At 62.9% G+C, this 24,520-nt stretch carries 15 protein-coding genes; 9 read left to right on the top strand and 6 right to left on the bottom strand.

All coding sequences use genetic code 11. From position 1 onward, the window contains the following. A partial coding sequence (locus tag AWB65_RS21700; RefSeq protein WP_200821758.1) for a YadA family autotransporter adhesin occupies positions 1–3,663 on the top strand: 3,663 nt, incomplete at its 5' end. Between the two features lie 233 nt (positions 3,664–3,896). On the opposite strand, the gene AWB65_RS21695 is transcribed toward AWB65_RS21700, so the two are convergent. After that, the gene (locus AWB65_RS21695; RefSeq protein ID WP_087669097.1) at positions 3,897–4,736 is read right to left on the bottom strand and encodes a MurR/RpiR family transcriptional regulator; all 840 of its coding nucleotides are present in this window, start codon (positions 4,734–4,736) and stop codon (positions 3,897–3,899) included. A 301-nt stretch (positions 4,737–5,037) separates the two neighbouring features. On the opposite strand from AWB65_RS21695, the gene edd reads away from it, so the two are divergent. From edd to AWB65_RS21675, 4 genes are all read left to right on the top strand, one after another. Next, positions 5,038–6,933 (top strand): phosphogluconate dehydratase, encoded by a 1,896-nt coding sequence (gene edd / locus AWB65_RS21690; RefSeq protein ID WP_087669096.1) that lies wholly within the window; start codon positions 5,038–5,040, stop codon positions 6,931–6,933. A 78-nt stretch (positions 6,934–7,011) separates the two neighbouring features. Further along, the gene (eda, locus tag AWB65_RS21685) at positions 7,012–7,644 is read left to right on the top strand and encodes a bifunctional 4-hydroxy-2-oxoglutarate aldolase/2-dehydro-3-deoxy-phosphogluconate aldolase (RefSeq protein WP_087669095.1); all 633 of its coding nucleotides are present in this window, start codon (positions 7,012–7,014) and stop codon (positions 7,642–7,644) included. Positions 7,645–7,900: 256 nt separating this feature from the next. Next, the gene (locus AWB65_RS21680) at positions 7,901–9,262 is read left to right on the top strand and encodes a GntT/GntP/DsdX family permease (protein ID WP_087669094.1); all 1,362 of its coding nucleotides are present in this window, start codon (positions 7,901–7,903) and stop codon (positions 9,260–9,262) included. Between the two features lie 10 nt (positions 9,263–9,272). Further along, positions 9,273–9,767, top strand: a complete 495-nt coding sequence (locus tag AWB65_RS21675) for a gluconokinase (RefSeq protein WP_087669093.1) — start codon at positions 9,273–9,275, stop codon at positions 9,765–9,767. Positions 9,768–9,949: 182 nt separating this feature from the next. On the opposite strand, the gene AWB65_RS21670 is transcribed toward AWB65_RS21675, so the two are convergent. The 4 genes from AWB65_RS21670 to AWB65_RS21655 form a co-directional block, all read right to left on the bottom strand. Next, on the bottom strand, positions 9,950–13,462 hold the full coding sequence (locus AWB65_RS21670; RefSeq protein WP_125474165.1) for an ESPR-type extended signal peptide-containing protein: 3,513 nt from the start codon (positions 13,460–13,462) through the stop codon (positions 9,950–9,952). 899 nt (positions 13,463–14,361) lie between these two features. Continuing rightward, positions 14,362–15,750, bottom strand: a complete 1,389-nt coding sequence (purB, locus tag AWB65_RS21665; RefSeq protein WP_087669091.1) for an adenylosuccinate lyase — start codon at positions 15,748–15,750, stop codon at positions 14,362–14,364. Between the two features lie 85 nt (positions 15,751–15,835). Next, a complete protein-coding gene (gene murU / locus AWB65_RS21660) occupies positions 15,836–16,549 on the bottom strand; it encodes an N-acetylmuramate alpha-1-phosphate uridylyltransferase MurU (protein ID WP_087669090.1) in 714 nt (237 codons plus the stop codon). Between the two features lie 9 nt (positions 16,550–16,558). Next, a complete protein-coding gene (locus AWB65_RS21655; RefSeq protein WP_087669089.1) occupies positions 16,559–17,584 on the bottom strand; it encodes an aminoglycoside phosphotransferase family protein in 1,026 nt (341 codons plus the stop codon). Positions 17,585–17,821: 237 nt separating this feature from the next. Between AWB65_RS21655 and AWB65_RS21650 the strand changes: the two genes are divergently transcribed. The 4 genes from AWB65_RS21650 to rsmA all read left to right on the top strand — a co-directional run bounded on the left by AWB65_RS21650 (position 17,822) and on the right by rsmA (position 23,531). After that, entirely contained in the window at positions 17,822–20,215 is a 2,394-nt protein-coding gene (locus AWB65_RS21650) for an LPS-assembly protein LptD (protein ID WP_087669088.1), read from the top strand. 131 nt (positions 20,216–20,346) lie between these two features. Further along, positions 20,347–21,693 (top strand): peptidylprolyl isomerase, encoded by a 1,347-nt coding sequence (locus tag AWB65_RS21645; RefSeq protein ID WP_087669105.1) that lies wholly within the window; start codon positions 20,347–20,349, stop codon positions 21,691–21,693. Position 21,694: 1 nt separating this feature from the next. Then, positions 21,695–22,678, top strand: a complete 984-nt coding sequence (gene pdxA, locus AWB65_RS21640; protein WP_087669087.1) for a 4-hydroxythreonine-4-phosphate dehydrogenase PdxA — start codon at positions 21,695–21,697, stop codon at positions 22,676–22,678. 37 nt (positions 22,679–22,715) lie between these two features. Next, complete coding sequence (gene rsmA, locus AWB65_RS21635) at positions 22,716–23,531, top strand: 16S rRNA (adenine(1518)-N(6)/adenine(1519)-N(6))-dimethyltransferase RsmA (protein ID WP_087669086.1); 816 nt, start codon at positions 22,716–22,718, stop codon at positions 23,529–23,531. Position 23,532: 1 nt separating this feature from the next. Here rsmA and AWB65_RS21630 read toward each other — a convergent pair whose 3' ends face one another. Next, positions 23,533–24,465 carry a DMT family transporter gene (locus AWB65_RS21630; protein ID WP_087669085.1) on the bottom strand — a complete coding sequence of 311 codons (933 nt, stop codon included), beginning with the start codon at positions 24,463–24,465 and terminating at the stop codon, positions 23,533–23,535. Between the last annotated feature and the right edge of the window lie 55 nt (positions 24,466–24,520).

Below are 24,520 nucleotides of genomic sequence, written 5' to 3'. Positions count from 1 at the left end.
GCTGGTGCGCAGATCCACCAAGTCCTGGCAGGTACGGCTGACGCAGATGCCGTCAACCTGAAGCAGTTGAAGGATGCAGGCCTGAAGACGGATACGAGCGGCAACGTGACGAACGCCTTCGTTGCATATGACGACTCGACGAAGGGCAAGGTCACGCTGGCAGGCGGTACGGCCGGCACGACATTGGCGAACGTGAAGGCAGGTGCTGCCGACATGGAAGCTGTCAACCTGAAGCAGTTGAAGGATGCAGGCCTGACGGTCGGTACGAGCGGCAACGTGACGAACGCCTTCGTTGCATATGACGACTCGACGAAGGGTAAGGTCACGCTGGCAGGCGGCACGGCCGGTACGACGCTGGCGAACGTGAAGGCAGGTGCTGCCGACATGGAAGCTGTCAACCTGAAGCAGTTGAAGGATGCAGGCCTGACGACCGACACGAACGGCACTGTGACGAACGCATTCGTTGCATACGACAACGCCGCCAAGAACTCGGTGACGCTGGGTGTCGGCACGGCTGGTGCGCAGATCCACCAAGTCCTGGCAGGTACGGCTGACGCGGATGCCGTCAACCTGAAGCAGTTGAAGGATGCGGGCCTGAAGACCGACACGAACGGCACGGTGACGAACGCATTCGTCGCATACGACGACTCGACGAAGGGCAAGGTCACGCTGGCAGGCGGTACGACTGGTACGACGCTGGCGAACGTGAAGGCTGGTGCAGCCGACATGGAAGCTGTCAACCTGAAGCAGTTGAAGGATGCAGGCCTGACGGTCGGTACGAGCGGCAACGTGACGAACGCATTCGTTGCATACGACGACTCGACGAAGGGCAAGGTCACGCTGGCAGGCGGCACGGCCGGCACGACGCTGGCAAACGTGAAGGCTGGTGCAGCCGACATGGAAGCTGTCAACCTGAAGCAGTTGAAGGATGCGGGCCTGAAGACCGACACGAACGGCACGGTGACGAACGCATTCGTTGCGTACGACGGTCCGAGCAAGACGTCGGTCACGCTCGGCGGTGGTACGGCCGGAACGCAGTTGCACAACGTCGCCGACGCAACGGCCGGGACCGACGCGGTCAACCTGAAGCAATTGCAGAAGGCTACCGACGGAATCGCGGAGATTGCACCGAAGCTGAAGTACATCAAGTTTGGCGCAGCTTTGGCCAACGATGGTACGGAAGCGCAGGTCGCGCAGGCTTCGGGCACGAACGCCGTGGCGATTGGCGGCAACGCATTCGCGAATAACGCCGGTGCGTTGGCTCTTGGTGCTGATTCGCGTGCGACTGGCAAGAACTCGGTTGCAATCGGTATCGGTTCGGACGCACGGGAAGACAACACCGTCGCAGTGGGCTCGCAGTTCAAGCAGCGCCGTATCGTGAACGTCGCCAACGCGACCGGAAATAACGACGCAGTCAACCTCGGTCAGGTCCAGACGATGTTGAGTTCGCAAACGGCGCAGTTGCAGACGCTTAGCCAGCAAGCTACGACGGCTCTCGCGCAATCCTCCTCGCGCTTGGCCCGTCTGGCACCGTCGAGCCTGGCGCCTGAGCAGTTGATTGCATCCGGTCCGACCGACAAGGCGAACCAGATCGAGGCGGTTGGCACCGATTCGATCGCAATCGGTCTGAACACGCACGCGAACGCCAACAACGGTGTAGCGATCGGCTCGAATATCCTGGTGGGTGGCGTGAACTCCGTCGGTATCGGCAGCGCATCGCTGACCAACGGGACCAACGCCGTAGCAATCGGTGTGAACGCACAGGCGATCAACGCACATGCGCTCGCCATCGGCGATCACTCTGTGTCCGAAGCCGCTTCTTCCATCGCGATCGGTCACGAGTCGTCGATTGGTGGCGATGGCACCGTTGGCTCGATCGCAATTGGTGAGAAGAACTTCATCAACAACTCGAAGAACGTTGCCCTCGGTAACGGAAACTCGGTTACTGGCACGGGTACGTTCGTCCTCGGTCACGACGTGATGGCATCGGGCAACAACAGCGTAGTGCTGGGCGCGGGTAGCGACGGTTCGCAGAGCAACGTGGTTTCGGTTGGCGCGAAGGGTTCCGAGCGCAAGATCGTCAACGTGGCGAAGGGTACGGCTGATACCGACGCGGTGAACGTTGCGCAGTTGAATGCAGCTGTCGGCAGTGGCGGCGGCGGCGACGGACTGGTCGTACAGGATGCAGCAACGAAGGACATCACCGTTGCCAAGACCCTCGACGGTTCGCATGTGAACTTCGCAGGCACGGCTGGTGCGCGCGAACTCACGGGCGTGGCAAACGGCACTGGCGAAACGTCGGCTGCAACGGTGGGTCAGTTGAAGCCGGTGGTCACAGCGCTTGGTGGCGGAGCGAAGGTGAACACCGATGGTTCGGTCACCGGGCCGACCTACAACGTTCAGGGTGGAACCCAGACGGACGTAGGCACCGCGCTTTCGTCGCTGGATACGGGCATCAACACCCTGAAGGATCAGGTCAATGCGTCCGGAATCGGTCTGGTTGTTCAGGACCCGACGTCGCGTGACATCACGGTGGGTGCGAAGACCGACGGTTCGATCGTCAACGTCGCTGGCACTGCGGGTAATCGCAAGGTCACCGGCGTAGCGAATGGTGATGTCAGCGCAACCAGCTTCGATGCGATCAACGGTTCGCAACTGTCGGGAGTTTCGACGAGTGTTGCCAATGCGCTCGGCGGCGGTTCGAAGGTGAACAGCGATGGTTCGATCAGTCTTCCGACGTTTGTCGTGGGCGGAACGACGACCCACAACGTTGGCGATGCGCTCAGCAACATCGACGACCGCGTGACGCTGAACACGACGGAAATCACCAACCTGAAGACCACGATCAACAACGTGACAGGGGGCAAGCCGGGTGGTACGCCGAACGCCGTTGCGTACGACACGGACACGCACGACAAGGTGACGCTCGGCAATGCAGGTACGCCGACTTCCCTGGCGAACGTGGCCGACGGAATGTTGTCGGCTGATAGCCTCGACGCAGTGAATGGCCGCCAGTTGTTCGCGACCAACACCAAGGTCGATGAACTTGGCGACGCTATCCGCAACGTGAGCACGACTGGCACGACGGGTCTGGCTATCGCTCCGAATGAGGACGGTACGCCTCCGGTGGCGACTGCCACGGGCTCGGGTGGCATTGCACTCGGTCACGGTGCAGACACATCGGGCAAGGACGGCGTTTCGATCGGCGGTGGTTCGAGCGCCGGTGGCGAGGGTTCGGTTGCACTTGGCAAGGGTTCGCAAGCCACGGGCGACAATTCCGTCGCACTGGGTTCGAACTCCGTTGCTGACCAGCCGAACACGGTCTCGGTGGGTTCGGAAGGTGCCGAACGTCGCGTGACGAACGTGGCTTCCGGCGTGAACGGGACCGACGCAGTCAACGTCAACCAGCTCAAGTCGGGCCTGGGCGATGTGAGTCGCAACGCCTACAGCGGTATTGCTGCCGCCACGGCGCTGACGATGATTCCGGACGTCGATGCGAACAAGACGCTGTCGGTTGGCGTGGGCTACGGTACCTACAAGGGCTATTCCGCTGCAGCGCTGGGCGGCACGGCACGTATCACGCAGAACATCAAGGTTCGCGTTGGTGCAGGCTGGAGCTCCCAAGGTACGACGGTTGGCGCAGGCGCAGCGTACCAGTGGTAATTTCGTAGCTTGAAAGTCAGACAGCGCGCCTAGGCGCGCTGTCTCTGACGGCCGATCCGGCCCACCGGTCGATTCGCGAGAGTCGGCCGCGACGGACGGAACGGCAACTACGGCATCGCTTCACACAAAAAAGCGGGCTCTTCTTCGGAAGAGCCCGCTTTCTTTTTTGTGCGTCGAGTTTTAACGCGCGGCGTTCGTGATCGGCGTGTTCGGTTTCCCGCCAGTTCTGACCCTCAACTCCCCACCCTCCGCCGATTCAACACGTCCTTCGCCTGCTTCAGCTTCTCCGCCAACTGGGGCCCGCGCGCGAGCGCCACCCCCACGGCCAGGATATCGCCGATCGCGAGATGCGAGACGCGCGAGGTCATCGGGGAAAAGATGTCGGTGTCTTCGTCGACGTTGGCGAACAAGCCGACGTTCGCCATGCGCGCCAGCGGCGAAGTGCCGTGCGTGATCGCGATCACTTGCGCGCCGCCCGCCTGCGCCGAGGCGCAGGCGTCGAGGATGTCCTTCGTGCGCCCCGTGTTGGAAATCGCGACGACCACATCCCCCGCGCCGAGCAGCGCCGCCGAGGTCGTGTACGTATGCGGATCGGAATAAGCCACCGACGGCACCCCGAGCCGGAAAAACTTGTGCTGTACGTCGAGCGCGGCGATGCCGGAGCCGCCTGCACCATAAAACTCGATACGCCGCGCCTCGCTCAAGAGCGCGATCGCCGCCGCGACGCTGTCCGTCGACAGGCTGTTACGAACCTGGATCAGCGCGCCGATCGTCCGGTCGAGCACTTTCGCCGCGACGCCGGACGCCGGCTCGTCCGTGCGCACGTCGCGATAGACGGTGGGCACGTCTCCTGCGACGCTTTGTGCAAGGCGGATCTTGAACTCGCGAAAACCCGAGAATCCGAGCGCCCGGCAGAACCGCGCGATCGTCGGCTGGCTGACGCCGACGCGCGCCGCGAAATCGGTCATCGCGAGGTCCATGACTTCGCGTGGCGCTTCGAGGACGTAGTCGGCCAGCTTGCGCTCGGACGGCCGTAATTGTTCGCGCATTGTTTCGACTTGGGACAGCAACATCGGGAATCTCGCCTATGCTGGAAATTGCGTGGACTATAGCCGATGTCCAGTCATGTACAAATACTACATAAAACGATGGCACGCAGATCAGGGATTTCCCTGATTAGCTTGCCTATAAAGGATCGCTGCCTAAGCAAACGCTTAACGTCGAACGGCAAAAGCTCGTTGCAAACGTGTAGTTTTTCTACTAACATCGGGTCACTCGGCACGGAGACAAAACGCAACACAACTGCCGATCCCCGCGACGTTCAACCCAAACACCTCGACGGCCCGTCCCCCGCAGCGAGGCGAAGGAGTTTCGATGGTTTCCCCGCATCCGCAATTGAAAAAGGTCACCGACCGCGTGATCGAACGCAGCAAGCCGACGCGTGCGGCTTATCTGGCGCGCATCGACGGCGCGCACGGTCAGTTTCCGGCGCGCGGCGCGCTCTCGTGCGCAAATCTGGCGCACGGTTTCGCCGGCCTCGAAGGCCAGGAAAAGTTCGCGATCAAGGCGGTGCGCGAGCCGAACATCGGCATCGTGTCGTCGTACAACGAGATGCTCTCGGCGCACGCGCCGTACAAGAACTACCCCGACATCATCAAGCAGGCGGCGCGCGAAAGCGGCGGTGTCGCGCAATTCGCGGGTGGCGTCCCGGCGATGTGCGACGGCATCACGCAGGGCAACGCCGGCATGGAACTGTCACTCTTCTCGCGCGAAGTGATCGCGATGAGCACGGCCGTCGCGCTCACGCACAACATGTTCGACGCGGCGCTGTGCCTGGGCATCTGCGACAAGATCGTGCCGGGTCTGTTGATCGGCGCGTTGCAGTTCGGCCACTTGCCGACGATCTTCATCCCGGCCGGCCCGATGACGAGCGGCCTGACCAACGACGACAAGGCGAAAGTCCGCCAGCAGTTCGCGACCGGCCAGTGCGATCGCGGTGCGTTGCTCGAAGCGGAATCGGCGGCGTATCACAGCCACGGCACGTGCACGTTCTACGGCACGGCGAACAGCAACCAGATGTTGATGGAAGTGATGGGCCTGCATCTGCCGAGTTCGGCGTTCGTGCACCCGCACACGCCGTTGCGCGATGCGCTGACCGCAGAGGCCGCGAAGCGCGTGCTCGAACTCACGGCCGAGCGCGGTAATTACACGCCGATCGGCCATGTCGTCGATGAAAAGGCGATCGTGAACGGTATCGTCGCGCTGCTGGCGACGGGCGGCTCGACCAATCACACGCTGCATCTGGTGGCGATCGCGCGGGCGGCGGGCATCGTGATCGACTGGAACGACTTCGACGAACTCTCGCAAGCCGTGCCGCTCCTGGCCAAGATCTACCCGAACGGCAAGGCCGACGTGAATCATTTCCACGCGGCGGGCGGCGTTGCGTTCCTCGTGCGCAACCTGCTCGAAGCGGGGCTGCTGCATGAAGACGTGAAAACCGTCGCGGGCCCGGGGCTCACGCACTACACTCAGGAACCGAAGCTCATCGACGGCAAGCTGCAATGGGTCGACGGCCCGCCGGAAAGCCACGACACGAAAGTGCTGCGCAGCATCGAAGAGCCGTTCGCGCCGGACGGCGGCTTGCGCCTGATGCAGGGCAAGCTCGGCCGCGGCGTGATCAAGATCTCGGCGGTGGCGCCGGAGCATCGCGTGGTGAAGGCGCCGGCCATTGTCTTCAATTCGCAGGAAGAAGTGCAGGAAGCGTTCGACAAGGGCGAACTGAAGCGCGATTTCGTCGCGATCGTGCGCTTTCAGGGCGCGCGGGCGAACGGCATGCCGGAGTTGCATCGATTGACGCCGCTTCTTGGCGTGTTGCAGGATCAGGGCTTCCACGTCGCGCTCGTCACCGATGGGCGGATGTCGGGCGCGTCGGGCAAGGTGCCGGCCGTGATCCACGTCTCGCCGGAAGCGCTGTTGCAGGGGCCGCTGGGCAAGGTGCGCACCGGCGACACGATCGTCATCGACGCGCAGGCGGGCGTCCTCGACATCGAAATCGATTCGAAGCAATGGGCGGCGCGCGTCGTCGAGGCGCCGCGGCATCAGGCGGACAACGAAGTGGGCTTTGGCCGCGAGTTGTTCGGCGTATTCCGCAGCGCGGCATTGCCGGCGGAGCAGGGCGCGTCGGTGTTCGGCGCGATGGTCGGCGAGACGCACACGTCGCACGCACCGCACCATGCGCCATCGACGCACGTTTCGCATGCCACGCACTGAAGCGGCGGCAGCGTAGGACCTGAGAGACAACTCGCGGACTAAAAACCCAAGCGCCGCACAAGACAGGAGTCGCATCAAATGAAAACGGTAAGCGAAATCGTGCGTCTGGGCCCGGTGATTCCGGTGCTGGCATTCGATTCAGTCGAGCAGGGTGAAAACGTGTCGCGCGCGTTGCACGCGGGCGGCGTCAAGGTGCTCGAAATCACGTTGCGCACGGCGGCGGGCATCGCCGCGATCGAGCGTGCGAGTCAGCTTGCGGACGACATCGTCGTTGGCGTCGGCACGATCACGAAGCCCGAGCACTGCGCGCAGGCGAAGAAGGCGGGCGCGCAGTTCGGCGTGTCACCGGGACTCACGAAGGACATGCACAAGGCCGCGCAGGACGCTGGCCTGCCGCTCTTGCCCGGCGTGATGACTCCGACCGACATCATTCACGCACTCGAACTCGGCTACGAGATCGTCAAGTTTTTCCCGGCGCAGCAGGCGGGCGGCATTCCGATGCTGCAGGCATTCTATGGCCCGTTCCCGACGCTCAAGTTCTGCCCGACCGGCGGCATCACCGCGGAAACCGCGACGAGCTTCCTCGCGCAGCCGAACGTGGTCTGTGTCGGCGGTTCGTGGCTGACGCCGAAGGCGGCGCTTTCGGCGCAGAACTGGGAAGAAGTGACGCGTCTCGCGCGCGCGGCGAGCACGCTGGCGGCGCCGGCCTGATCGCGCGGTGTAACTGCGAAAGCCTCTGAGACCCAGTGTTTCGGAGGCTTTTTTTTGTAGGTGGTAGCAACTTCGTAGTTGGGACCGGAGACTGCCGATCGACCCGCGGGGACGCGCCGCAAATCGGCACCTTACAAGTAAAATCCGAAAACTTCGGCGCCACGTGAGCGCTTGCTGAACGCCGTTAAACCAGCAATCAGGCGACAGCAAACGCACCCGTAGCGATAAACATCAACAAAACTAAAGGAGGCGCTTCATGGAAGCTGTCCACGGCAGCATGCTGCTCGTCTATGCGGTCATCGCGATCGCATTGCTGATCCTGCTGATCACACGTTACAGGGTCTATCCGTTCCTCGTTCTTCTGATCGTTTCACTGCTGCTCGGCCTCGCCGTCGGCATGCCGATCGACAAGATCGTCAAGGCGTTCGAAACCGGCAACGGTAATACGCTGGGGCACATCGCGGTGGTGGTGGGTCTCGGCACGATGCTTGGCAAGATGATGGCGGAATCGGGCGGCGCCGAGCGCGTCGCGAATACGCTCATCCACCTCTTCGGCGAGAAGAACATTCACTGGGCGATGATGGTCGTCGCGATCATCGTCGGCTTGCCGGTGTTCTTCGAGGTCGGCTTCGTGCTGCTGATTCCTATCGCGTTCAACGTCGCGAAACGCACGGGCAAGTCGCTGCTGCTGATCGGCCTGCCGATGGTCGCAGGCCTCTCGGTCGTGCACGGCCTGATCCCGCCGCATCCGGCCGCGCTGCTTGCCGTGCAGGCGTATCACGCCGATATCGGAAAGACGATTGCGTATGGTCTGATCGTTGGTATACCGACGGCGATCGTCGCCGGTCCGCTTTTCGCGCTCCTGATCCACAAGTCCATCAAGCTGCCGGCAAACAATCCGCTCGCGGAGCAGTTCGTCGAAACGCATACGGAAGGCGCGAAGCGCGACCTGCCGAGCTTCGGCGTGACGCTGTTTACGATCCTGCTGCCGGTGATTCTGATGCTGGTGGGAAGCTGGGCCGACCTCGTCTTCACGCCGAAGACGCTGCCCAACGACCTGCTGCGCTTCGTCGGTTCGTCGGATATCGCGCTCCTGATCGCCGTGCTGGTCAGCTTCTACACGTTCGGTGCGGCGCGCGGCTTCAATCGCGCGCAGATCCAGAAGTTCTGCGGCGACTGTCTCGCGCCGATCGCGGGCATCACGCTGATCGTGGGCGCGGGCGGGGGCTTCGGCAACATCCTGCGCGAAAGCGGTATTTCGCAGCAGATCGTCGCGTCGGCGTCGCAGGCGAATTTGTCGCCGCTGTTGCTCGGGTGGTTCGTCGCCGCGCTGATCCGCCTGGCGACGGGCTCCGCGACGGTCGCGATGACAACTGCATGCGGCATCGTCGCGCCGATCGCGGCGGCCGCGGGCGGCGGCGTGAAGCCCGAGTTGCTGGTGCTGGCAACAGGAGCCGGCTCGCTCATCTTCTCGCACGTGAACGATGGTGGCTTCTGGCTGATCAAAGAGTATTTCGGGATGACTGTCGGCCAGACGTTCAAGACGTGGTCGCTGTGCGAGACGATCATCTCTGTCATGGGCCTGGGATTGGTTTTCGCACTCGCGGCGATCCTGTAAGGAGACTTCGATGATATTGATCGCGATGGGCGTGTCGGGCTGCGGCAAGTCGCTGATTGGCGAAATGCTGGCTGAACGGCTGAACTGCCCCTTTACCGATGGCGACACGTTCCACAGCGCCGCGAACAAGGAGAAGATGCACAACGGCATCCCGCTGACGGACGACGACCGCTGGCCCTGGCTCAAGACGATCCGCGCGGCGATCGAAGACAAGCAGCGCGCGGGGGAGACGGCGGTGTTCACGTGCTCGTCGCTGAAGCGCTCGTATCGGGACATCCTGCGCGCGGGCGATCGGGATGTGACGTTCGTGTATCTGCACGGCACGCCGGAACTGCTGCGCGAGCGGCTGGGCGAGCGCAAGGGGCATTTCTTCGATCCGTCGCTGCTGAAGAGCCAGCTTGATACGCTTGAGCCGCCAAGCGAGGATGAGGCAATCGAGGCGGATATCGCGATGACGCCGGATCAGATCGTCGAGAAGGTGCTGAAAGAGGTGAAGGAGCGCTGATTCGCTGCGGTATCGCAGTGCAAAAAAAAGCGGGTTCTTCGGAAGAAGACCCGCTTTTTGTTCGACGCTAAGCAGCTAGACGTCGACTCGCTCTTCAAGGCGGAATTCCGCAAATCGAGCTTTATTCCGGGACGGCCTGCAGTTCGCCGAAGCTTGCTGCGGGCCGGCCGGTAGCAACCGGATTACCACTGGTACGAACCGCCTGTGCCAACGGTCTTGCCGCCCGAACCCCAACCTGCACCGGCGCGCAGCTTCAGGTTCTTCGTCACACGTGCCGTGCCACCGAAAGCTCCTGCCGAATAGCCCTTGTAGGAACCGTACCCGAAACCGACGGACAGCGTCTTGTCGGCATCGACTTCCGGGATCATCGACAGCGCGGTCGCTGCAGCGACGCCGCTGTAGCCATTGCGCGCTACTTCGCCCATCCCGGACTGAAGCTGGTTCATGTTGACTGCGTCGGTCCCGTTGATGCCGGGCGCGACGTTCGTCAAACGGCGCTCGTTGCCATCTGAACCGATCGAAACCGTGTTCGGCTGATCGGCGACCGAGTGGGCACCCAGCGCCACGGAGTTTTCGGCCGAGGCGGCGGAACCGCTTCCGATCGACACCGCGTTGTCGCCAGAACTGTTTGCACCATCGCCGATGGCAATGCTGCCGCCACCCGTTGCAATGGCGACGGGCGCCTCGCCGCCCACGCTCGGGCCGAACCCGGTGGCGGTGCTGCCGGTCGTGCTCACGTTGCGGATCGCTTCGCCCAGTTCCTCGACCTTGGTGTTGGTCGCGAACAGTTGACGGCCGTTCACCGCGTCCGTGCTCGCAGCCGAGAGCGTACCGTCCGCGACGTTTGTCAGCGAGGTCGGCGTGCCGTCCTTTCCAAACGTCACTTTGGCGTGGGCTTCCGTATCGTAGGAGACCGCGTTCGGAGAACCGGCGCCGGTGCCCTGGTTGTTGACCGTGGTCTTGAGATTGGTGATCTCCGTCATGCTTTGCGTTACGCGGCCATCGATGCTGGTCAGCGCATCACCAATGTTATGAGTCGTCGTGCCGCCCACGTTGAAAGTCGGCAGGCTGATTGAGCCGTCGCTGTTCAACACCGAGCCGCCGCCAATCGCATTCACGACGCTGGTCGATACGGCAGCAAGTTGCGATCCGTTAATCGCGTCGACGCTGGCCGCCGCGATGTGGCCGTTCGCCACACCGGTCACTTTACGATTACCCGCCGTGCCTGCGACATTGAGCGCCGCGCCATCGGTCTTCGCACCGATGGTGATGTCACGCGTCGTTCCGTCTTGAGCGACGAGACCCAGATCCGTGCCGTTCACTTTGTCGCTGAGGCTTGTGAGGCCCGAATCCAGCGCATTCAGAGCTGAACCGACATCCGTCTGCGTGTTCCCTTGGACTGAATACGTCGGACCGGTCACCGAGCCATCCGGGTTCACCGTGGCGCCGCCGCCGAGACCGGCTACCACCGGTTGCAACTGGCTCAGATTGATCGCCGAGGACATCGTCGTGCCTGCCGAAACGCCGAGCAATTCGCGCGTGCCGGTGGTTCCGGTGAAGTCGACTCGATTGCCATCGGTATCCCTGGCAACGGAAATGTTGCGGGTCGCCTGATCCTGCTGCACCAGACCAAGCGAACCGTTGTTCAGGTTGTTGGTGATGTCTGCGATGTCGTCCGTGTTGGTGGCGAGCTGCTCGTTCGTGGCGAACAGTTGCGAGCCGTTCACTGCGTCCTTGCTGGTGGCGTTAAGTGCGCCGGCCTTCACGTTGGTCACTTGCACCGGAGTGCCGGCGTTGCCGAGCGTGATGCTGTCGTGAGCGGCGGAGTCGTACTGCACCGCATCGGCCAGCGAGCCGTTGATGGTGCTGATGGTGGTGTTGATGGTGCTGATATCAGTGGTGTTCTGAGTCACACGGCCGTCGATGGCGCTAACGGTCGAGTTGATCGTGGTGATGTCACCGGTGTTGGCTGCGACTTGCTCGTTCGTGGCGAACAATTGCGAGCCGTTCACTGCATCCTTGCTGGTGGCGTCGAGTGCGCCTGCCTTTACGTTGGTCACTTGCACCGGAGTGCCGGCATTGCCGAGCGTGACGCTGTCGTGAGCGGCGGAGTCGTACTTCACCGCATCGGCCAGCGAGCCGCTGATGGTGCTGATATCGGTGGTGTTCTGGGTCACACGGCCGTCGATGGTGCTAACGGTCGAGTTGATCGAGGTGATGTCACCGGTGTTGGCTGCGACTTGTTCGTTCGTGGCGAACAATTGCGAACCGTTCACTGCATCCTTGCTGGTGGCGTCGAGTGCGCCTGCCTTTACGTTGGTCACTTGCACCGGGGTTCCGGCGTTGCCCAGCGTGACGCTGTCGTGAGCGGCGGAGTCGTACTTCACCGCATCGGCCGAAGCGCCTTCTGCTGCCACCAGCGCCGTGCCGACGTCGTTGTACGTCTTGCCGCCGATCGTGTATGTCGGTTTCGCGATTGCGCCCGTGCCGGAGTTGTAAGCTGCACCACCGCCCAGCGCCGAGGCCGTGCTCGTGCCAAGCGCGTCCACATTCGCGGCTTCCGATTGCAACTGGCTCACGTTGACTGCGTCCGTGGCAGCGGCGCCCGCCGCGATGTTCGTCACGCGGCGTTCGTTGCCCGACGAACCCACCGACACTTCGCCGTTAGCAGCAGACGCAACGCCCGACACGGCCGTTGCGCCCGGCTTGTAGCCAGCGGCGGTCAAATTGGCCGAGGTGGTCGAATCGGCGCCGAGCGCCACCGAGTTGGCCGCCGTCACATTGGCGGACTGTCCGAGAGCAACCCCCTTCGTTGCGCCTGCGGCAGCAGATGCGCTTCTGCCAAGCGCCACGCTCTCTGCGCCGGCAGCGGTAGACCAACCGCCCAGCGCAATCGCATGCTCTCCGCTCGCGGTCGCACTGTAACCGACTACCGTCGCAGCATCTCCAGCTGCGGACGCGTAGTTGCCGACGGCGGTCGAAAACGAACCACCCGCCGACGCATTGGAACCGAGTGCAGTCGCCTGAACACCAGTTGCAGCGGTGTTCGAGCCCATTGCGACCGCATAGTTATTGCTTGCCTTGGCATTGGGCCCGATCCCGATCGAGTCCGTGCCGGTCGCCGATGAATTGGCTCCGATGGAATTCACGTGGAAATACTTCTCCGCTCCGTTCAACTGGCTCAAGTTGACGGCATCCGTCGGCGCCGTACCGGCGGCCAGACCAATCAGCTTGTTCGTGGTGCCCGAGGTCGTGCCATTGCTGAACAGACTTAACCCACCATGAATGTAGGCGGCCGGACTCCCTGCCGCGACACCGGTGCCAAACACCTCGAGGCCGCCATAAACAAAAGCACCCTTCGAATTCGCGATAAAGTTATCGATGCTTGCATTGGCCCAATTGGCAGTCCCCCCAGTGCTCCCAAGAGAGATTCCGCAACTCACATTGTCATACTTGAGTACGTCATTAGCATTCCAGGCATTAACAGACGTACACGACGCATCCGAGTTGTCGTTAAAGAGCCCATTGGCGAAAGCCGTTCCACTTCCGATTAAAAATACCGACCCCAGCATTACCTTAATAATACATGTCGAGGCTTTTTTGCCGCTTGCCTTTGCTGTTTCCGGTGCGGCAACATACGTTCCCGTGGTGCTGTTCCATACTGCGCGATATAACTTGTTCATCGATTTATTCAACCAAAAAATTGATAATTAAAGATACTTCGCCGGGAACCGCAATTCGAAGTGCACGGTAACGAAGCGCGTCGCTTGTTTCAAACCAGAGACTGGAGATACGCGGCTGACGGATAAGAAGATAATCTTTTGAGATAAAGTTTTAGATAGGATTAGTCTCAGAAAATCTTAAAATAGATTAAAGAAGCTATTTCGCCTGATGAAACAGCGGAGGCGGCCCGTTCTCCGACGGATACAGTTGTTCCAGCGCGAGAAGGCGTTTCGGCCGCATGGCAATGCGAGGCAGAGGATGTCGACGAAGCGAGAAGCCGGTCGTCAGGAAGCTGATATGCCAGAGACAAGCCGGCGAAGTCGAATCAGAACCAGACGCCGAACGCGAGCCTGTATTTAACGCGGTAGCGATGCGAACGGCGTCGTGTTGGTTGATGGCGTCGCGCGGCGAGCAAGGTGGCGCAGCAGAAGTGCGGGAACCATCCCTGTCAAATGGCAGGTTGTCCGCGTCGTGATACGGGGAATAGGGCGTCGGCGTTGCGAACGTTCCGACTAATAGAACCTGCAACGGAGGTTCGGCCCGGACGTGCATAAAACGGCGTCGCGAGCGGATATCGACTAGGAATGGCGATTTCCTAGCCAAGATCCACGCAGGCCTGCGTCAAGCAGTCCCGCGATTTCGGTATTCAGTTGAGGCTTGTGACGTTCCGCGTTCAGGCAGAACTGATGAGATGCCGACGGGCGCTATCAATGGCGGCCCCAAATGACGCATGTGACTTTGGTGACCCTACAACTAAAGTCACGTCGGTTAAATGCGAAAAGGCATTGAGATTTGCGTACTCACGATACGAGCGCGCGTACCGGGGAAATGCGGCATCGGCGCAGATGCCGATGCCTTTTACTTCACGTTCCTACTTGATCCGCTTCGCCAGTTCCACCGCCTTGCCCACGTACGACGCCGGCGTCATTTCCAGCAGCAGCTTTTTCGCGTCATCGGGAATCGCGAGCCCGTTGATGAACGCCTGCAACCCTTCGCGCGTGATGCCTTTCCCGCGCGTCAGTTCCTTCAATTGCTCATATGGATTCTCGATGCCGTACCGACGCATCACCGTCTGCACCGGCTCCGCGAGCACTTCCCACGTGTTGTCGAGGTCTTCGTTCAGCCGCGCCGCGTTCACTTCGAGCTTGTCCAGCCCGCGAATCAACGAATCGTACGACAGCAGCGAATACCCGAACGCCACGCCGATATTGCGCAGCACGGTCGAATCGGTGAGATCGCGCTGCCAGCGGGAAATCGGTAGCTTGTCGGCGAGATGGCGCAGCGTCGCGTTCGCGAGCCCGAGATTGCCCTCTGAATTCTCGAAGTCGATCGGGTTGACCTTGTGCGGCATCGTCGACGAGCCGATTTCGCCGGCTTTCGTCTTCTGCTTGAAATAGCCGACCGAGATGTAACCCCAGACGTCGCGGTCGAGGTCGAGCAGGATCGTGTTGGCGCGCGAGACGGCATCGAAGAGTTCAGCCATGTAGTCGTGCGGCTCGATTTGGATCGTGTACGGATTGAAGGTGAGTTTCAGCCGCTCCTCGACGACTTCCTTCGAAAACGCTTCCCAGTCGAATTCCGGATAAGCCGACAAATGCGCGTTGTAGTTGCCGACCGCGCCGTTCATCTTGCCGAGCAGCGGCACTTCCGCGATGCGCTCGATCGCGCGCGACAAGCGCGCCGCGACGTTCGCGATCTCCTTGCCGAGCGTCGTCGGGCTGGCGGGCTGGCCGTGTGTGCGCGAGAGCATCGGCTGGGCGGCGTGCTCGTGCGCGAGCTTGACGAGGCGTTCGTGCACCGAGCGCAGCGCGGGCAGGATCACGTGTTCGCGGGCGCCCGCGAGCATCAGCCCGTGCGACGTGTTGTTGATGTCCTCCGACGTGCACGCGAAATGGATGAATTCGCTCGCGCGCTCCAGTTCCGGCTGGCCCTTCACCGATTCCTTCAGCCAGTATTCGACGGCCTTGACATCGTGATTCGTCACGCGCTCGATATCCTTGATGCGCGCAGCGTCGTGCGCGGTGAAGCGCTCGACGAGTTGCAGCAGGAATTGCTCGGACGCATCAGAGAAACGCGGCACCTCGGCGAAACCGGCACGCGACAGCGCGATCAGCCAGTGAATTTCGACCGTCACGCGATGCTTCATGAAGGCGGCTTCGGAGAGCCATTCGCGCAGCGCTTCGGTCTTGGCGGAGTAACGGCCGTCGAGCGGCGAGAGCGCGGTGAGCGCGAAGAGGGTATCGGGACGGGTATCGGACATGGTGGCAGCCGCGGGCTTCGGGACGGGAGAACCACGGATTTTAACATCGGAGCCGGCTTAAACCGGCCCGCGGACGTTTTGCGGCTCAGCCTTCCCGAAGCGCCAGATCGAGTGCTGCGAGCTGTGCCGGCGTGCCGACGTTCTCCCAGCGTCCCTCGTAAAGCTCGCCGCTTGCGCGTCCCGCTGCGATCGTTTCGCGGTAGTAGGGCGTGAGCGCGCGCCGCGTGCCGGGTGCGAGATCGCGGAACATGCGCGTGTCATAAATGCCGATGTTGCCGAACGTGTAGCGCGGCGTGCCATCGAGCGAAAGCCTGCCGTCGTTGAGCGCGAAGTCGCCGTCGGCGTGAAAACGCGGGTTCGGGACCATGACGAGATGCATGCCGGGTGCATCGGCGTTGGCAAGACGGGCGGCGTGCGTGGCGAGCGAGCCGTAATCGAACTCGCAGAACACGTCGCCGCTGACGGCTGCGAACACTTCCGGCTCGCCGCGATCCTCGATCAGCGGCAGCGCCTGCGCGATCCCGCCGGCCGTTTCCAACGCGTCGGTTTCCGCCGAATAGCGCAACTCGACGCCCCAGCGCGATCCGTCGCCGAGTGCCGCCTCGATCTGCGCGCCGAGCCACGCATGATTGATCACGATCACTTCGACGCCAGCTTCCGCCAACCGCTCGATCTGCCACACGATCAGCGGTTTTCCACCGGCTTCGAGCAGCGGTTTCGGACACGTATCGGTGAGCGGACGCATGCGCTCGCCGCGCCCGGCGGCGAAGATCATCGCCTTCTTGAGGGGAGACGTCATGCGGTGCGCTTAGAACGTGTAGCCGACATCGACAGCGCGGCCTTCGAGCGTATCGAGCAGGCGCGCGAATGGACGCAGCGGCCGATAGCGCTCTGCCACCTTGCGCGCATAACCGATGAAACGCGGCAAATCGGCGAGATATTGCGGCTTGCCGTCGCGGTGATAGATGCGGCAGAACAGCCCGAGCACCTTGATGTGGCGCTGCAGGCCGATCCATTCGACTTGCCGGTAGAACTCGCCGAAATCCGGATCGACGGGCAGTCCGGCCTTTTTCGCGCGCTCCCAGTAGTACGCGATGCAGTCGAGCTGGAACTCCTCGTCCCAACTGATGAAAGCGTCGCGCAGGAGCGAGGCCACGTCGTACGCGATCGGGCCGTAGACCGCGTCCTGGAAGTCGAGCACGCCGGGATTCGGCTCGCACACCATCAGATTGCGCGGCATGAAGTCGCGCAGCATGAAGGTTTGCGGCTGCGCGAGCGCGCTTTGCACGAGCACGGCGAAGGTATCGTCGAGAACCTTGCGTTCGGTTTCGGTCAGCGCGTGCCCGAGATGCCGCCCGACGAACCACTCCGGCATCAGTTCCATCTCGCGGCGCAGGAATGCTTCGTCGAACGGCGGCAGCACGCCTTCACGCGACGCGAGCTGAAAGCGGATCAGCGCGTCGAGCGCGGCGCGCATCAGCGGCCGGGCATTTTTTTCATCGAGGACGGAGAGATAGGACGTCGTGCCGAGATCGGTCACGAGCATGAAGCCGGCGTCGAAATCGGTTTCCAGAATGCGCGGTACGTGCACGCCCGCTTCGGCCAGCAGGTCCGCGACCTGCACGAACTCGCGGCATTTTTCAGGCGGCGGGGCATCGACGGCAATCAGCGTCTTGCCGTCCTCGCCACCGCTCGTCACGCGGAAATATCGCCGGAAACTCGCATCGGTCGATGCGGGCGCGAGGCTCGCGACATCCAGCCGATAGCGTTCGGCGAACGATTCGAGCCAGGCGTAAAGCTGTGTAAGGCGTGTGTCGGTGGGAATATGCGTCATAAATTCGAGGGGCAAAACTTCTTGCCATATAATACCCCACGACTTTTTTAAGCGATCCGTTTTCGCCCGGCGCCAAGGCCCGAGCACCGCGGCTTCACCCATCGATCGAGTGTCATCCAGCCGGATCGCCGGATACGACCGCGCGGCGCGCGTGCGCGGTACTCGGGTGCGCCGGTGCGAGTTTTCACGGCATTCATCGCTCGCGGACGCATAACGGGATCGAACCGCCACCCATACATGCCGCCACGACAGTTTCCCCAATCGATTACCAAGCGTCATGCACTGCCACGCAAGCGGCGGCTCGTCGCGGCACTGCTTGCTGCGCCGGGTCTCATGCCCGCGCTCGCGCACGCTCAGCTCGCGGGCGCAGCAGCCGAGCCGCAACCGATCGACGGCCCCGGCAATCTGCGTCTCGCGCCGCAGCTCGAAGAGCGGCCGCTGCGCGCGGGCGACCAGCCGGCCACGTTCCTCCTCGGCGATACAGCCACCGGCACCACCGACGAGGACATGGCCGCCAAGGGATCGGCGGAAGTGCGCAGAAACGTGTCGGTGATCAAGTCGGATGCGCTGCATTACGACCAGGACACCGACATGGCCGATGCTTACGGCAATGTCAGGATCATCAGCAACGGCAATACGTTCGTCGGCCCGGAAGCACACCTGAAGGTGGAAGCGAACGAAGGCTACATGACGAACCCGAAGTACCGCTTCAATTTGTCGGGCGGATCGGGCAGCGCGGAACGCGCCGAATTGATGGGCAACGAGCAGGCGCGCGTCGATCACGGCACGTACACCGCGTGCGAATGCGAAACCGATCCGGCGTGGTACATCAAGGGCTCGTCGTTTGATTTCGATACGGGTTCGCAGGAAGGCATCGCGCATAACGGCGTGCTGTTCTTCCAGGGCGTGCCGGTCGTGGCGAGCCCGTGGCTTTCGTTTCCGCTGACGAGCGAGCGCCGCAGCGGCCTCCTGCCGCCGACCTTCGCGCTCAGCTCGACTACCGGTTTTGAAGCAACGGTCCCGTACTACTTCAACATCGCGCCGAACCGCGACCTGACCGTGACTCCGCGCCTGATGACCCGGCGCGGCGTGCAGATGGCGGGCACGTATCGATACCTGTCGCCGACGTATTCGGGCACGATCACCGGCGAGTTCCTGCCGAACGACCGTCAGACGCATACCGACCGCTATGCGATCTACCTGCAGCACCAGCAGAACTTCGGCGGCGGCTTCGGCGGGTACATCAACTACAACAAGGTCTCCGACGATCAATATCCGGAAGACCTCGCCAACGCGTCGAACCAGTTCCTGAACGGCACGCAGTTGCTATATCAGCAGGAAGCCGGGCTGACGTACAACAACGGTCCGTGGTCGGTGCTCGCGCGCGAGCAGCGCTGGCAGACGCTGCAGCCGTCCGTGCCGCCGTACGCGCGCGAACCGCAGTTGAACGTGCAGTACAACAAGTACAACGTCGGCGGCTTCGACTTCGGCGCCGAAACGGACTACACGCGCTTCACGATCACGCAGGACAACGCGACCGAAGGCCAGCGCTTCGTCTTCAATCCGTACCTGAGCTACGGTATCAACGCGCCGGGCTACTTCGCGGTGCCCAAGATCCAGTGGCACTTCGCGTCGTACGATCTGTCGCAAATCTCGACCGGGCTGGCGCCGGGATCGGTGGGCTACGCACCGCCGAACCAGCCGAAGAACTTCACCGAATCGATCCCGACGATCTCGTTCGACACCGGCCTCGTGTTCGACCGCTCGGTGCGCCTGTTCGGCCAGGACTACATCCAGACGCTGGAGCCGCGGCTCTATTACGTCTACACGCCGTTTCGCGACCAGAGTTTCGCGCCGATCTTCGATACCGCCGAAGCCGACTTCGGCCTCGCGGAAATCTATACGCCGAACACGTTCGTCGGCAACGACCGCATCGCCGACGCGAACCGCCTGACGGCCGGCCTCACGACACGCTTCATCAACCCGGCGACGGGCGACGAACGCGCGCGTTTCGTGATCGCGCAGCAGTATTATTTCCAGAGCCAGCGCACGACGATTACGAACGTGCAATCGCTCGACCAGGCGAAGCACTCGGACCTGATCGCGGGCGCCGCGATCAAGCTGGGCGCGGGTTTCGCCTCGGAAACAGCGTTCCAATATAATGTCGACAACGATCAGCTCGTGCGCGCGAGCGTCGGCTTCGCGTTCAGCCCGGCCGATCGCAAGGTCATCAACGTCGGTTATCGCTACACGCGCAAGAACGAAACCACGCTGGTGAACGAGCCGATCAACCAGATCCTGCTCTCCGCCCAGTGGCCGATCACGCAGCGCCTCTACGGCGTCGGGCGCGTCAATTACGATATGGCGGGCCATCGGCTCGTCGACGGTCTCGTCGGCTTCCAGTACGATGCCGACTGCTGGCAGTTCGGCGTCGGCATGCAGCGCTACGCGAACGGCGTGAACAGTACGGGCCAGTCGTCGTCGGGCACGCGGGTGCTCGCGCAACTGACGTTCAAGGGCTTGTCGAACGTCGACAATGGTCTCGTGAGCGCGTTCCGTTCGAGCGTGCAGGGCTACCAGACGCCGCCCGGCTCGGCGCCGCCGCTCGGGCGTTTCACGAATTACGAGTGACGCGGCGAATCGAAAAGGATCGAAACGTCGTCGAACGAACGAGTCATAGCGGGCAAAAATCCACCGCGAGACAGGCAGCACACTAGCGGGCAAGACCCGTATTTGATGGAGTATTTGTGGCAGACATGAACATGTTTCGATCGACAACGCTTGCAGCGGGCGCGCTCGCCGCGGCACTTTTTCTGAGTTCGCCGGCCGGTGCGCAGGCCTTGTCGAAGGGCAATGTGCAACTCGCCGATTCGGTCGTCGCGATCGTCAACAACGACGTGATCACGCAACGCGAACTCCTCGACCGCACGGGTCTCATCACGCGCCGGTTGCAGCAGCAGAACGCGCCGCTGCCGCCCGCCCCGCAATTGCAGCGCCAGGTGCTCGACCAGATGGTGATCGAGCGCATCCAGTTGCAGAAGGCGAAGGAAGACAACATCAACGTCGATGACGCCGCCGTCAAGCGCACGCTCGAGCGCCTCGCGCAGCAGAACCAGATGACGCTCGACGTCTACCGCTCGCGCATCGAGGCGCAAGGCGTGCCCTGGGCGACCTTCACGCGCGATGCCCGCACGGAACTCACGCTCTCGAAGCTGCGCGAGAAGGAAGTGGACAGCAAGGTGACGGTGTCGGACGCGGAAGTCGCGAACTACGTCGCGAGCCAGCGCGGCCCGAACGCGCGGAATTCGAACGACCTGCGCCTGCAACACATCATGTTCAAGGTGCCCGCGAACGCGTCCCAGGCCGATCTCGCCGCAGTCCAGGCGAAGGCCGAAGGCGTGCTGAAGGAAGCGCAAGGCGGCGAAGATTTCGCGAAGCTCGCCAAGCAGAACTCGCAGGACACCGACGCCCCGAAAGGCGGCGATCTGGGATTCCGCACGCAAGGCTCGCTGCCGGCAGGCATCGTGACGGCGGTAGCGACGCTGCGTCCGGGCCAGGTCGTCCCGCAACTGATCCGCACCGACGGCGGCTTCGAAGTCATCAAGCTCGTCGAACGACGCACGGGGCAAGGCACCGCCGCCGACGCGCCGAAGCTCGTGCAGACGCACGTGCGTCACATTCTGCTGCGCGTGTCGGACGGAATGTCGGAATCGGCGGCGCGCCAGAAACTCGTCGACATCAAGCGCGACGTGCAGGGCGGCGGCGACTTCGCCAACTTCGCGCGCACGTATTCGCAGGACGGCTCGGCGTCGCAGGGCGGCGATCTCGGCTGGATCAGCCCGGGCGAGACGGTGCCCGAATTCGAGCGCGCGATGAACAACCTGAAGGACGGCGACGTCAGCGATCCGGTGCGCAGCGAGTACGGCTACCACTTGATCCAGGTGCTCGGACGTCGTGAAGCGGAAGGATCGGCGGCGCAGCAGCTCGACATCGCGCGTCAGGCGATCGGCCAGCGCAAGGCGGAACAGGCGTATTCCGACTGGCTGCGCGAACTGCGCGACACCGCGTACGTCCAGTACAAGGGCATCGCGGCCCTGCAGGACCAGTAACATGCACGCCGCCGACTCCGCGCCGCTCTCCATCGCGATCACCACCGGCGAGCCCGCCGGAGTCGGTCCCGAGTTGGCGGCGGCGGCACTCGGGCAGGCGGCCACGCGCTGGCCAACGGCGCGCTTCACCGTGCTCGGCGACCGCGGGTTGTTGCAGGCGCGTGCGGGATCGGCGGCGAATCTGGCGAACGAACGAGTCGTCATCGAGCATCTCGCCCTGGCTGTGCCGTCGCAGGCGGGCAAACTCGACGCCGCCAATGGGCGCTACGTGCTCGGTCTGCTCGATGCCGCCATAGACGGCGCTCTGGACGGCCGTTTCGACGCCATCGTCACCGCGCCGCTGCAAAAGAGCACGATCAACGATGCCGGCGTTCCCTTCACCGGCCACACCGAATATCTTGCTGAACGCACGCATACGCCGCGCGTCGTGATGATGCTCGCCGGCACGGGCGAACGCCCGCTGCGCGTCGCGCTCGCCACGACGCATCTGCCGCTCAAGGACGTGTCGGCGGCGCTGAGCGTCGACGGGATCGTCGAGACGCTGCGGATCATCGATCACGATCTGCGCGCGCATTTCGGCCTCGCCGCGCCGCGCATTCTCGTGACCGGCCTGAATCCGCACGCGGGCGAAAACGGCTATCTCGGGCGCGAGGAAATCGAGGTGATCGGGCCCGCGCTCGAACGCGCTCGCGCGATGGGCATCGATGCACCCGGCCCATATCCCGCCGACACGCTCTTCCAGCCGCGCTACCTGAAAGACGCCGATTGCGTCCTCGCGATGTTCCACGACCAGGGCCTGCCGGTCCTGAAATTCGCGACGTTCGGCGAGGGCATCAACGTGACGCTCGGCTTGCCGATCATCCGCACGTCGGTCGATCACGGCACCGCGCTCGATCTCGCGGGCACCGGCTGTGCTGACGCCGGCAGCATGATCGCGGCCATCGATACCGCCGTTTCGATGGCGAGCCATCGGCGCGCGGGCTGATTCACCTTATTCACGCAGTCTCAAAGCGGTTCTTTCGATGTCGACCAAGCACCAGGGCCATTTCGCGCGCAAGCGCTTCGGGCAAAACTTCCTCGTCGATCAGGGCGTGATCGATTCGATCGTCGATACGATCGCGCCGAAACGCGGCGAGCGCATGGTCGAGATCGGGCCGGGACTCGCCGCGCTCACCGCGCCCCTGATTGAGCGGCTCGCGACGCCGGAGTCGCCGCTGCATGCCGTCGAGCTGGATCGCGACCTGATCGCGCGGCTCGAAAAGCGCTTCGCCGACCTGCTCGTGCTCCATTCCGGCGATGCCCTCGGCTTCGATTTCGGCTCGCTCGCGCTGGAAGGCGACAAACCGTCGCTGCGCATCGTCGGGAATCTGCCGTACAACATTTCGAGTCCGCTGCTGTTTCATCTGACGGCGTTCGCGTCGAAGGTCATCGATCAGCATTTCATGCTGCAAGATGAAGTCGTCGACCGGATGATCGCCGAGCCGGGCACGAAGGATTTCGGGCGCCTGAGCGTGATGCTCCAATACCGGTACGTGATGGACAAGATGATCGACGTGCCGCCCGAGTCGTTCCAGCCGCCGCCGAAGGTGAATTCCGCGATCGTGCGGATGATTCCGTTCGCGCCGCATGAGCTGCTGCCCGTCGATGAGCGCGTGCTCGGTGAGGTCGTGCAGGCCGCGTTTTCGCAGCGTCGCAAGATGATGCGCAACACGCTGGCGGCGTATCGCGACAAGGTGGATTTCGATACGCTCGGCTTCGATCTCGCGCGGCGCGCAGAGGAAGTGCCCGTCGCGGAATATGTGACGCTCGCGCAGGTCGTGACCGCCGCGCGAGCCTGAATTACGCGGTGAGGCGCGCGGGTTTGTTGACGAGCGCGATGCCCGTCAGCACCATCGCCGCGGCGATCATGAAGCGCAGCGTGAAGTGCTCACCCAGAAGCACGACGCCGAAGGTGACACCGAAGATCGGCGTCAGGAACGAAAACACCGAGAGCCGCGACGCCATGTAGCGCGTCAGCAGCCAGAACCACGTCAAATAGCTGATGAACGCGACGACGATCGCCTGATACGCGAGGCTCGCAAGCGCGATCGGCGTCACCGCGCCCACATGCGTCTGGCCGAGCCCGAACGCAAGTGCCAGCAACAGTACCGCCGATACCGCCAACTGATAGAAGAGCGTCTTGCTCGCGCTTGCATGCGCGAGCGATGTCGCGCGCACGACAACCGTCGTCGCGGCCCACAACAGTCCGCCGAGCACGCCGAGCGCATCGCCCGCGATGCCGTGCAGCGTCGATGTTGCGTTCGCATTGCCGTGCAGGAAGCCGTCCGCGAACGCGAGCGCGATGCCGCAGAATGCCACGGCAATGCCGAGCCACTGCACGCGGCGCATCTTTTCTCCCGCGACGAACCAGTGCAGGCCGAGCGCCGTGAAGCACGGCGCGGTGTAGATGAACACGGCCATGCGCGTGGCCGTCGTGAGCGTCAAACCGAAAAAGATGCAGACGAATTCGCCGCCGAACAGCACGCCCGCGAGCAAGCCGGCGCCGAGCGTGTCGTCGCGCTGGAAGAGCGAGGTGCCGCGCGAGCGCGTCCAGAACCAGACGAGGACCGTCGCGATCGCCGAGCGAACGCCGGCTTGCAGCATCGGCGGGAACGATGCGTTCGCTTCCTTGATCGCCACCTGCTGGAAGCCCCACGCGGCGCACAAGGCGACCATTACGATGACGGCCGTCGCGTCGGGCGCGCGACGCAGGGAAAGGGCGGGGGAACTCATCGGCTTGGGGAACGCATCGGCGCGTGCACTGTTTTGGAGCGTCGATTTTGCCACC

The organism is Caballeronia humi, assembly GCF_001544475.1.
GTDB lineage: Bacteria > Pseudomonadota > Gammaproteobacteria > Burkholderiales > Burkholderiaceae > Caballeronia > Caballeronia humi.
This window is presented reverse-complemented; position numbering and strand designations above follow the sequence as displayed.